The following is a 10,957-nucleotide window of genomic DNA, read 5'->3' on the forward strand; positions in this document are numbered from 1 at the left end:
TCCATAGGCAGGAAAAGCTGGTTAGCTTCCTCAGTGAACCAGCTTCCCTCAAAACCATGATTAATAAGAAAATGAAAGCTATTTATTCCGTCTTGGTGATTCTTTGCCTGCTTACGGCCTGCAAAGTAACCCGGGATTATAAACGTCCTGATTTACAACAACCGGAGCAGTTTCGTAACGCTCAGGTAAGGGATACGACGCTCCGAACGTTACCCAACGTTCAGGACTTCTTTGCCAATGCCACCCTTCGTAGTCTTATTGATACGGCTCTGGCGTATAACAATGATTTACGCATGGCCATCAAGAACATTGAATATGCTCAAACAACGTTAAAGCAGGTAAAGCTCAACTACCTCCCCGATCTGAACGCTCAGTTGCAGGTCAGTCGCAACCGGACGGCCCGTAACAGTTTTGCAGGGTTGGGGAATGAAGCTTTCATCGGAACATTGAACGTCAATGATTTTAATGTAAATCTGGGCCTGAATTGGGAAGTAGACATCTGGGGCCGGGTAAAGCGGCAGAAAGAAGAAGCTCTGGCGGGTATCTTACAAAATGAAGCATTGAAACGCGGGGTACAAACCCGATTGGTAGCCGACGTAGCCAATGGTTATTACAACTTGTTAATGCTGGACGAGCAACTGAGAATTGCTCGGCACAGTGAGGAACTCAGTGACAGCACGGTTATGATAACGAATGCTCAGTACCGGGTTGGGGAAGCGACTCAATTGGCCATTCAACAGGCGAAAGCCCAGTTGGAAGAAACCAGACAGCTCATTCCTCAGATTGAACAAAGCATCATTCAGCAGGAAAATGCTTTAAGTCTGCTGTGCGGGTCCTACGCAAAGGGAATTACCCGTCGGGCCCAGCCGGGGCAGGAATTTAGCCTCAACCATCAGCAGGGTTATTCAGTCGAGTTGCTGGCGGCCCGCCCGGACATTCATGCTGCCGAATACGAGCTGAGAGCGACCAACGCCCGGCTAGGCATCGCAGAAATTGCCTTGTATCCGCGATTGGTTATTACGGGACAAAGTGGATTAACTTCTTTTCAGGTTTCCAACTGGCTGAACGTTCCCGGTTCGTTCTTCTGGAATATTGCGGGAGGCCTAACTCAACCCGTTTTTCAGCGGCGGCAGTTAAAAACCCAGATTGAACAAGCCCGAATCAATCAGGAAAAAGCGGCGATTAATTTTCAACAGGCCGTCCTCACGGGTTATACCGAAGTGTCTAATGCCCTGGTGGCAAATCAGAAAATCGAAGAGCAGATTCAACATGCGACCAAGCGTCGGCAGGCTCTGGAAGAGGGCATTGGTTCAACCGAATTGTTATTCAAAAATGGAATGGCTAATTACCTGGAAATCATTACCGCTCAAAGTAGCTTCCTGCAATCCCGGTTGAACGTTACTCAATTGGAACGGGAAAAGGCGAATGCAACCATCGAACTCTACCGGGCTTTAGGCGGCGGCTGGCGTTAAACATCTCTCCAAATCCATGTATGCCCGCATTTCACGTGAATCTTGATCGTAAATCATACCGACGGTATATCCGGCTGGCCATGACGCCCCTAGTCGTGTTGGCCATTCATTTGCTGTATTACCTCATCAATCCCGATAATCGACTCTGGACGTTGGGAGGTATTCTAACCTGCAAAGAATGGGTAACTGATTTGACCATTACCTTCATTTTCAGTTGGTTCATCATTGAAGTCAGTATCGGCATTGCTAGCGGACTCGAACGTTGGCTCCCCTGGGTTAATTCTCCGCTGGCCCGGTTTGTGAGTCAAACGGTACTAACACTGGGGGCGAGTATTGGCCTGTTAATGATTCAGGATCAGATTTATACCTGGTTGTATCCCGGAACGCCTACGCCTCAGGAAGAACTGGAATCCTGGCAATTTCTGATCGTTAACCTCATTGTTTCGTTAATGATTAGCACTTTTCATACGGGGTATTTCCTCCTGAGTCGTATCAAACAAAGTCTGGAAGAGGCCGCCGAGCTGAAAGTCAAGACGCTGGAATTAAAAGGCGTGGCTCTTCAGGCCGAGCTGCAATCGTTGAAGCTACAACTAGATCCTCATTTTCTCTTTAATAACTTCAGCACTTTATCTGAACTGATTCTGGAAGATACCCATAAGGCAAGTTTGTTTTTGGATAAATTATCGAAGGTATATCGGTACATGATTCAGAACACTCGGCAGGATCTGGTGCCGTTGAAAGATGAAATTGCCTTCGTTAAAGCCTACCAGTATTTAATTCAGATTCGGCACGGCGAGCAGGTGCAGATTTGCTTTGATATTAACCCCGATTTACTAACCAAACGGGTCCCTCCCATTGCCATTCAGTTGTTAATTGAAAACGCCATCAAACACAATCGGGCGACGTATGCGAAACCGCTAAAAATTCAGATTTACGATCTGGGTAATCGGCTTTGTGTTTCCAATAATTTGCAGCCTTTCCCAACGCCATTGCCTTCAACCGGATTAGGGCTGGAGAATATTAAAAATCGGTATCGCCTTTTGTCCTACGAAATTCCCGTTCAGGGTTCTGACGCTGAATTATTCTGGGTGGAGTTACCTTTATTTGATTACTCCAAGCCCTAATTTTCTGAGAGTGCCTTAATCGTTATCGCATGAATTCCTTATCCTTACTCATCATTGAAGACGAACAGCCCAATGCCAATCGTCTCTTGCGATTGCTACAAATGATTCGGCCCAATCATGAAGTTCTGGCAGTATTAGGAACGGTCAGCGAAAGTATTGAATGGCTGAAAACCCATCCACAACCCCAGCTCATTTTCATGGATATCCGGCTGGCAGATGGCATTTGTTTTGATATTTTTTCTCAACTATCCGTTAGTAGCCCGATCATCTTTACAACGGCTTATGACGAGTATATGATGTCGGCTTTTAAGGTAAACAGTATTGATTACCTTCTGAAACCAATCGATACCGACGAGTTAACGCAGGCTCTGGATAAATTTGATCGCCTACATCATGCATCGCCAGCCAGAGAAGCATCGGTTTTATATACCGAATTGCTTGATTTATATCGAAAACAGACGAAACCCTACCGTCAACGATTTCTGCTTCCGTATCGGGATGGTTATACGACGGTGAATGTTCAGGATATTGAATACTTCTTTTCAGAATCCAAAATTACCTTTGCTTGCTTAAAAACAGGCGAACAATCCATGATTCCCTACACGCTGGAAGAGCTGGAAGTTGAACTCGATCCGGTACGGTTTTTCCGGGCCAATCGTCAGTATATCATTCAGGTTTATTGCATCCAGAGTATCCATAATTACTTCAACGGAAAACTTAAAGTAATAGCCGGAAAGCAGGAGCCGATCGAAATCATCATCAGTAAAGAAAAAGCTCCTTCGTTTAAGCAGTGGCTGAACCAGTAATAGAAAAGGCTTACGCAAAAAAGGTTGCTCGCTGTACTGACGAGCAACCTTTTTATTGATTGATATTTAGTTATTTACCAATTTTTCCCGTAAACTCTGCTCTCGAGTAAGATCCAAAACAGCCCAGACCACCCTGAATATTAGAGGGAATAAGCACCGGTTCAGCAAAGGGATTGTCATTATTCCATTCTTCCACGGCCTTTTGATACTTGTAATAGTTTGGGTCCAGATGTAAGAGGTAGGCAGTTATCAAAATAGGTCGAAGTAGTCGCGGAGAGCTCCCGTAGTAAGAGGGATAAATACTAAAATCCTGACGTGGGCTTGCCATCGGTTGTCCATCAAAACCCTGATCCGTTAGGAACGGTTCATTAAAACGCAAGCGTTGGGAAGCATGCATGAGGGTATCTTTCAAAACCCCAGCCCCATTCCGCACAGAGCTGATCATATCGTAATTTACTTTTGCATCCACGCTGTAATAATTGACTTGCTTTGCTACATCATTCCAATACATTCTTATTTTTCCATTCACAAAAGAAGTAGCAGCAAGGGTATCTATTTCCAGCCGTTGCAGAGGTACGGCATAGGGAACCGTCGTCTGTGCCTGAACTGCCGTTCCGCCCGTTCTGCCTACTTTAAGTGTATAGGTTTTTCCTTCCTGAATAGGAAAAAGTTTTGCGTTAATTTTATAATACCCTCCTGATGGGAAATCATAAGTAAGATTAACGGAATGGGTTCCATCCGAAAGCTCTACGTTCGCATCCATTACATCCAGCCGATAAAAGGGCACACTTTCTCCCAATACATTTCTGGACATACTAACTTTAACTAATAATACGGTATCCTGAGGAGAGATAAAACTATGCACCACCAATTTCGAACCCGTTTGCGGGATACCATCTGGATTAACCTCTTTATACAAAGGCTTACACCCCACTAGAACTAAGGCCATTACTGGTACTAAAAAAAGATATTTCATAACAAAGAAGAAGGTCTGATTAAAACTTAAACATGTAACTGAATGAGGGGATAATCGGGAAAATGGAATATTGATTAAGCACCGTTTTTGATCGGGTTGATCCGGGGGAAGCAGGGTTAGGAATATCCTTTTCACTCAACATATAAAAGAAGGGGTTCCGCCGATCGTAGAGATTATAAACGCTAAACTCCCAGGTGCGTTCGTGGCGTTTCATCTTTTTGTGGAACTGAATCCCAACGTCAAAACGATGATAAGCCGCGGCCCGGAAGGCATTTTTCTGTCCGTAATCTTCTACTTCCCGATTTCCTTCTGAATAAGAATTGGGCGTCAGACGGGTATAGGCCATATACTTTCCAGTGGGAATTGTTAAAGCATTGCCTGTACCATACACCCAGGTTCCTGAAAGTGTGATTCGGGGGCTAAGCTCATACACCCCCACCAGCGAAATGTCATGGCGACGGTCGTAACGCGGAAAGAACTTTTTACCATCGTTTAATTCCGGGAATTGCCACTGCGTCCAGGAAAGGGTATAACCAGCCCAACCCGAAAAACGACCTACTTTCTTTTGTAATAAGGCTTCCACTCCATACGACCAGCCCTTCCCCGAGGTTACGTTTTGCTGCCAGTCAACCTGTCCAGCGGTTTCAGGGTCGTCGATGACCAGAAAACTGGCTCCTTCTTTATAACTAATGATGTTGTTCATCCGCTTGTAATAACCCTCCAGTGTAAACGTCAGGCCGCTTTTAGTAAGGTCTTTCGCAAAGCCTGCCGCGATTTGCTCTGACTGCTGAGGTTTAACGCGATTAGTAGTAGGTACCCATAAGTCCGTTGGAAGCCCGATGCCCGTATTGGATAGCATATGAACATATTGATTCATCAGGGCGTAGGAGACTTTGAACGATAAATCGGGCTGGAGAATATAAGCGGCTGACAACCGAGGTTCTGGCCGTAAGTATTGGATTTCCCGATGCAGAAAATGACTTACCCGCATCCCGGCATTGATCCGTAAACGCTGCAAGGGTGTCCAGTGGTCTTCGGCATAAAGGCCCGTTTCAACCACATCGATGTTCTGAATGTCTTTTTTATTCCGATTAAGGTCCGTATCCTGTAATACCGTAGCACTGGGTGTAAAGCGGTGAGCCAGCGACTGAAGCCCAAACCGAATGGAATGCTGAGGATTAGGATAATAATCAAAGTCGGTTTTAAAGGAAAAATCCCGAATGCCTGAATTATACCGTAAGTCATAGATGCTTTCCTTTTGGTCATCATTATTAAAACTTCGGTCTTGTAGATAAATAGAAAAGCGGTAATTGCTGAAAATCAAGGATGTATTGGCAAAAAGCTTATCGGAAAACAAATGATTCCAGCGTACTGTACCCGTGGCGTTACCCCAATCGAGCCCTGCCTTACTGCTGGAATTCCCGTATTTACTCCTGGCAAAAAACCTATCCTGCCCAAAATAACCGCTCAGGTATACCTTGTTTTTCGGTCCAAAATCATAATTCAACTTGGCATTCAGATCATAAAAATGATAGCCTGCCATTTCATCCCCTTCCGTGGACAGAGCGATGAGGGGCCGGGCAATCAAATCCAGATACGTCCGCCGACCAGAAATCAGGAAAGAGGATCGTGCCGTACTGTCTTTCTTGCGTTTGATGGGCCCTTCCAGAGTTACCCGCGAAGCGATTAACCCAATACTTCCTTCGCCATGCAGTTTCTCCTTATTGCCATCCTTCATGTTCAGTTCAATAACCGAAGATAAACGACCGCCGTACCGGGCTGGAAAACCGCCTTTGGTAAGTTCCACGCTTTTAAGAGCATCGCCGTTGAAGACCGAGAAAAAGCCGAAGAGGTGATTCGCATTATAAACGGTGGCATCATCGAGGATAATCAGGTTTTGATCGGGACCACCACCGCGAACATAAATGCCCGTACTGCCTTCACTGCCCTTCTGAACACCGGGCATGAGTTGTAACACCTTGAGCACATCCTTTTCGCCCAGCAAAGCCGGAATCTTCTTTATCTGCGAAATCGGTACTTCGATTTTACTCATTTGTGGCGTCTCGCTCACCTTATCCTGCTGCGTCTTTCCGCGAACGGTTACTTCATTCAGCATACGTCCAGGAGTTAATTCGAGGGAGAGACTAGTGTTATTCTTCAGGTCAATCGTTCGAGTTTCGGTTTGGTAACCCACGAAGGAAAAACGCAGCGAAAGGTGCTCCTGTACCGGTAAGGTTAATGAATAAAAGCCGTACGCATTCGTAGCGGTTCCCAAAGAAGTTCCTTCGACGAGCACCGAAACGCCGAGCAAAGCTTCCTGACTTCCTTTTTCCCGAACGTACCCACTAATCGTAGCAACGGATTGTTGTTTAATAGTGGAAGAGGTTTGAGAAAAGGATAAAACTGAATCAAAAAGTAAATTAAAAAATAAGAAGGCAGGTAAAATACGTATCATGAAGATGGAATGAAGGATGTATTAATTTACGAATTAATACAATAATGCGTAAATCAAGGCTTCCGTTGCATCAACATACATGTTAAATTTTGTTAGAATTGATTTAAGTAAAGATCAGATGTGCATGTATTACCTATAATTAAGGCAATTACTTTATGTTAAAAATCTGTCTATTAAGAGGTTGAACGTAGGAAAAATGATTCCCTACGTTCAAGAGGACCCTGGGATAAGTTGGTTTGTACCCCCGAGTCTTTCATTCAAAGCAAAGCGAAGGAACTTCTTACTTTTTTCAAATACACTTACCCATTAATTATTGTTAACTATCTATAATACAACCCATTAAATATAAATATATCTATGTTCGAGATAACGGATAGAAAAAGTTATTTACTCCTCGATCATTCGCATGAATGATTCAACCATTGTAAACTTTAAACAGTCTATAACCTATTACATAAATAAATTATTTATTTTTTACATGGATAATTCATTAGCTTTAATTACTTAACTTATATTTTATAAATACCTATCATCAAGATAGTAGCAGTATAAGTTTTGATTTTACATTAGTGAACAATTATATTTTCATTACTCATTAACTTCTTTTATACCAAAAATTATAAACAACGATTCTCACTGATTTTCATAACACCGGAGCCAGGTAATAACTGGTACTTCTACCGCCAGGACCGTCTTGGCTCAGGATGCCTTGTTCCATTAAATTCTGGATATCGCGAAGAGCAGTATCCTGTGAACATTTAGCAATTTTTGCCCATTTGGAAGTAGTTAATTTCCCTTCAAATCCATCCATTAATTTATTGAGCATTAACTTTTGTCGCTCGCTGATGGATTTGCTTTTGAACCATTCCCAGTATTTTGCTTTCGTCAGTACACTCGATAATACTTCATCGGTTGCCACGATGGCCCGGTCCAGACACTGCATAAACCACTCCAGCCATTCCGTTACGTTCAGGTCTCCTTTCTGCGTTTTTTCGAGAATTTCGTAGTATCGGTTTCGTTCTTTCCGAATCTGAGCCGACATGCTATAAAACCGCTGAACGCTTTCATCCGCCCGGGATAGCTGTAAATCCGCGATCGTTCGGGCAATCCGCCCGTTGCCGTCGTCAAACGGGTGAATGGTTACAAACCATAAATGGGCGATGGCCGCTTTTATAACTGGATCGATGGGTTCTTCGCGATTGAACCAATCCAGAAACTGCTCCATTTCCTGGTCGATCACCGCATAATCCGGTGCTTCGTAATGCACGTGTTCCCGTCCCAGTGGGCCCGAAACCACCTGCATGGGGCCGTCGCCTTCCCCCCGCCAGTCGCCAACCGTAATTTTATACATGCCGCTCCTCCCCGTAGGAAACAGAGCCGAGTGCCAGCCGAAAAGCCGATCCTTCGTTAAAGGCTCGGTATACTTTTGAGTGGCATCCAGCAACATTTCTACGACTCCCTCTACGTCGCGATCGGCCTTCACCAGGCCGAAGCTCTCTATACCTAGTCGCCGGGCAATGGACGACCGAACCTGATCTGAATCTAAAATCTCCCCTTCAATCTCACTGGTCTTTAATACTTCCAACGTCAAAGTCCGTAGCATGGCTTCTTCCTGAAGCGTAAAACCCAGGGTTGACATTTTCCCAATTAATCGGCCCTGTTTGTGTCGAAGAGCAGCCAGAGTATTAAGGATTTGAGATTCATCCCAATAAAAGTGAGGCCAGTTTCTTTGTTGATAGATATACATTCTCCGCTAATTATGCGGTGAATGTACTACATAATCTCCGCAAGCTTAACTAATATCCGCAAATAATGCGGATATTAAGCCCATTATTTGCCGCATGGCTATCATAATCGGGTCTGAGCTTCGATTTCGTTTGAATGTTGGGTGAAGTTGATACGCTATCCTCTCAAACGAAATAAGGATTTTGAAAAGACTCGTTGTTCCTAAGACTCGCATCAACCTCAGAGGTGTTCAGCACAAATAGCCCCGACATCGGATTACAAATCCTTAACAAACAGCTTTAGGATTGTAGCATTAGATTCACATCAACCCCAGCGGGGTTTAACATGAATAGCCCCGGATGCAATCCGGGGAAACATCGGATTACAAATCCTCAACAAACAGCTTTCGGATTGTAAATCCGAAAGAGCATTAGATATACATCAACCCCAGCGGGGTTCAACACGAATAGCCCCGGATGCAATCCGGGGAAACATCGGATCACAAATCCCAAAAACAACCCAGAAAAGAATCCTAAAAACCCCTCGCTTTAACCTCGATTAGAATATCATTAAAACCGTCTCCATGAATAGGATTTTAGGGAATCGTTCTAAGAATATGTCGATTTCTCTTCCATAACCATTAAATTCTGCCTACTTTCGTCATGGTTTAGCTCTATCCCATGAAGAAAAGAAACCGTAGTTGGATCCTTTATCAATTGTTTTGTTTGTTGATGGCACTGCATGTCATCAACCTCAGCATTGATACGCCCGATCGCAACGTGTGTTATTCAGAGGATGGAGAAACGCATGAAGACCCAACCATTAATGACATGGAAAGTCTGATTGAGTTCGTGCTGGAAGAAGGCTTTGGCCTGGATAACGTGGTCCCCGAGCACGATGAACCCGATGAGGATAGTGATCTGACCAAGCTCAATCAGGATTACTTTTTCACGCCTACCTTTCGGCTTCTTCCTCCCGTCGAAACGGTTATTGTATTACCTACACTTTTCATTCCAGACCGCACCGACGAGTTACTAAGTCGGATGCTGGAAATTTCTTCGCCTCCGCCCCAACGCAAGGCGTAATTTCTTTTTCCATAATTCTCAGGAGTTAAGGTCGAATCGGTGTATCCATACCGATCCGTTATTCATTGCATTTCCAAATTTCTTTCTTCATCATCTTATCAGCTGATAATCAACACGATTCAATCAGCTAATAAGTCCATTCACCACTTGTATTCATGAAAAAAAGCATAGGCGTTTCCGCCTTGCTGATCGGCGTTTGGCTCTCTGGTTGCCAGAGTAAAGAAGCCCAGACCAATCAGCCCAAAGAAAAATTAACCCTTCCCGTCGTAGAAATCAGTCGCCGCCCTACCCAACTGCAACGCGAATATGTCAGCACACTCGAAGCCGTTCGAAACGTTGAAATCAGAGCTCGGGTAACCGGTTTTCTGGAAAAAATTCACGTCGATGAAGGCCAGCGGGTGCATAAGGGGCAGATCCTTTTCAGCCTGAACGCCGCCGAATATCAGGTAGAAGCCGACAAGGCAAAAGCAGCCCTGAAGATTGCTCAGGCCGAAGCAAAAACGGCGGAAGTCGAAGTAGGACGGGTAAAATTGTTATTAGACAACAAAGTCGTTTCGCCTTCAGAAATGGAACTGGCTAAAGCTAAACTCGAAGGGGCCCGGGCCCAGATCGACGAAGCCCGTGCCGCCCATGAAGCCGCGGCTTTACGATTGACCCAGGCAAACATCCGTGCCCCCTTCGATGGCGTTATCAACCGGATTCCTTTCAAAATGGGAAGTCTGATTGAGTCCGGTGCTTTGTTAACTACCGTTTCCGACATTCAGGAAGTATTTGCCTATTTTGATGTATCGGAACGAGAATACCTGAGTTTCATCAAGAACAACCGCAACCTGCTGGGTAAAGGTGGTCAGGAAGTAGAAATGCTACTGGCCGATGAATCGCTTTACCCCATTCGGGGCCATATTGAAGTCATGGAAAGCACCTTTGAAGGGGGGTCAGGAACGATTGCCTTCCGGGCTCGTTTTGCCAATCCCAAGCAGTTGCTCAAGCACGGGTCTTCGGGTAAAATTCGTCTCAGTACGCAGGTTGCCGATGCTCTACTCGTACCCCAGAAAGCGGTATTTGAGGTGCAGGACAAAAATTACGTATACATTGTTGACAAGTCGGGTAAAGTCAAATCCCGCAGCTTCATTCCCCGCGGTCGCGTCGGTAAAAACTACATTGTTAATTCTGGCCTACAGCCTGGCGAACGGGTTGTTTTCGAAGGAATTCAGAACGTTCGTGATGGGGACGAAATCACACCCCAGCCCATTTCCAGCGATAGCCTAACGGTTACGCAGCAATCTGCTCATGTGCTGTAATCTAAACCCCACT

8 protein-coding genes are annotated in these 10,957 nt (G+C 44.9%); 5 read left to right on the forward strand and 3 right to left on the reverse strand.

The features are described 5' to 3' along the window. The first annotated feature begins 56 nt into the window (after window positions 1-56). Genes QE390_RS21180 through QE390_RS21190 form a run of 3 tightly spaced genes read left to right on the forward strand, consistent with a single transcriptional unit; the run spans window position 57 to window position 3,402 of the window. Window positions 57-1,472: an efflux transporter outer membrane subunit gene (locus tag QE390_RS21180; protein ID WP_307143729.1), complete on the forward strand. Its 1,416-nt coding sequence runs from the start codon at window positions 57-59 to the stop codon at window positions 1,470-1,472. Window positions 1,473-1,492: 20 nt separating this feature from the next. After that, a complete protein-coding gene (locus QE390_RS21185) occupies window positions 1,493-2,596 on the forward strand; it encodes a sensor histidine kinase (RefSeq protein ID WP_307143730.1) in 1,104 nt (367 codons plus the stop codon). 29 nt (window positions 2,597-2,625) lie between these two features. Beyond that, window positions 2,626-3,402, forward strand: coding sequence for a LytTR family DNA-binding domain-containing protein (locus QE390_RS21190; RefSeq protein WP_106638123.1), 777 nt, complete (start codon window positions 2,626-2,628; stop codon window positions 3,400-3,402). A gap of 70 nt (window positions 3,403-3,472) precedes the next feature. Here the strand turns inward: QE390_RS21190 and QE390_RS21195 are convergent, their stop codons facing one another. The 3 genes from QE390_RS21195 to QE390_RS21205 all read right to left on the reverse strand — a co-directional run bounded on the left by QE390_RS21195 (window position 3,473) and on the right by QE390_RS21205 (window position 8,580). Then, window positions 3,473-4,378, reverse strand: a complete 906-nt coding sequence (locus QE390_RS21195; RefSeq protein WP_307143731.1) for a DUF4249 domain-containing protein — start codon at window positions 4,376-4,378, stop codon at window positions 3,473-3,475. A 19-nt stretch (window positions 4,379-4,397) separates the two neighbouring features. Continuing rightward, window positions 4,398-6,833, reverse strand: a complete 2,436-nt coding sequence (locus tag QE390_RS21200) for a TonB-dependent receptor (protein ID WP_307143732.1) — start codon at window positions 6,831-6,833, stop codon at window positions 4,398-4,400. Between the two features lie 643 nt (window positions 6,834-7,476). Then, entirely contained in the window at window positions 7,477-8,580 is a 1,104-nt protein-coding gene (locus tag QE390_RS21205) for a Fic family protein (RefSeq protein WP_307143733.1), read from the reverse strand. A 658-nt stretch (window positions 8,581-9,238) separates the two neighbouring features. Between QE390_RS21205 and QE390_RS21210 the strand changes: the two genes are divergently transcribed. Continuing rightward, the gene (locus QE390_RS21210) at window positions 9,239-9,643 is read left to right on the forward strand and encodes a hypothetical protein (protein WP_232793811.1); all 405 of its coding nucleotides are present in this window, start codon (window positions 9,239-9,241) and stop codon (window positions 9,641-9,643) included. A 155-nt stretch (window positions 9,644-9,798) separates the two neighbouring features. Continuing rightward, the gene (locus tag QE390_RS21215) at window positions 9,799-10,944 is read left to right on the forward strand and encodes an efflux RND transporter periplasmic adaptor subunit (RefSeq protein ID WP_307143734.1); all 1,146 of its coding nucleotides are present in this window, start codon (window positions 9,799-9,801) and stop codon (window positions 10,942-10,944) included. The last annotated feature ends 13 nt before the right edge of the window (window positions 10,945-10,957 follow it).

This window comes from Siphonobacter sp. SORGH_AS_1065 (genome assembly GCF_030818595.1).
Lineage (GTDB): Bacteria > Bacteroidota > Bacteroidia > Cytophagales > Spirosomataceae > Siphonobacter.

Bases quoted from the DNA above. Each gene is read 5' to 3' on its own strand.
- QE390_RS21180 (WP_307143729.1), top strand. From the start codon at position 57: ATGATTAATAAGAAAATGAAAGCTATTTATTCCGTCTTGGTGATTCTT.
- QE390_RS21185 (WP_307143730.1), top strand. From the start codon at position 1,493: ATGCCCGCATTTCACGTGAATCTTGATCGTAAATCATACCGACGGTAT.
- QE390_RS21190 (WP_106638123.1), top strand. From the start codon at position 2,626: ATGAATTCCTTATCCTTACTCATCATTGAAGACGAACAGCCCAATGCC.
- QE390_RS21195 (WP_307143731.1), bottom strand. From the start codon at position 4,378: ATGAAATATCTTTTTTTAGTACCAGTAATGGCCTTAGTTCTAGTGGGG.
- QE390_RS21200 (WP_307143732.1), bottom strand. From the start codon at position 6,833: ATGATACGTATTTTACCTGCCTTCTTATTTTTTAATTTACTTTTTGAT.
- QE390_RS21205 (WP_307143733.1), bottom strand. From the start codon at position 8,580: ATGTATATCTATCAACAAAGAAACTGGCCTCACTTTTATTGGGATGAA.
- QE390_RS21210 (WP_232793811.1), top strand. From the start codon at position 9,239: ATGAAGAAAAGAAACCGTAGTTGGATCCTTTATCAATTGTTTTGTTTG.
- QE390_RS21215 (WP_307143734.1), top strand. From the start codon at position 9,799: ATGAAAAAAAGCATAGGCGTTTCCGCCTTGCTGATCGGCGTTTGGCTC.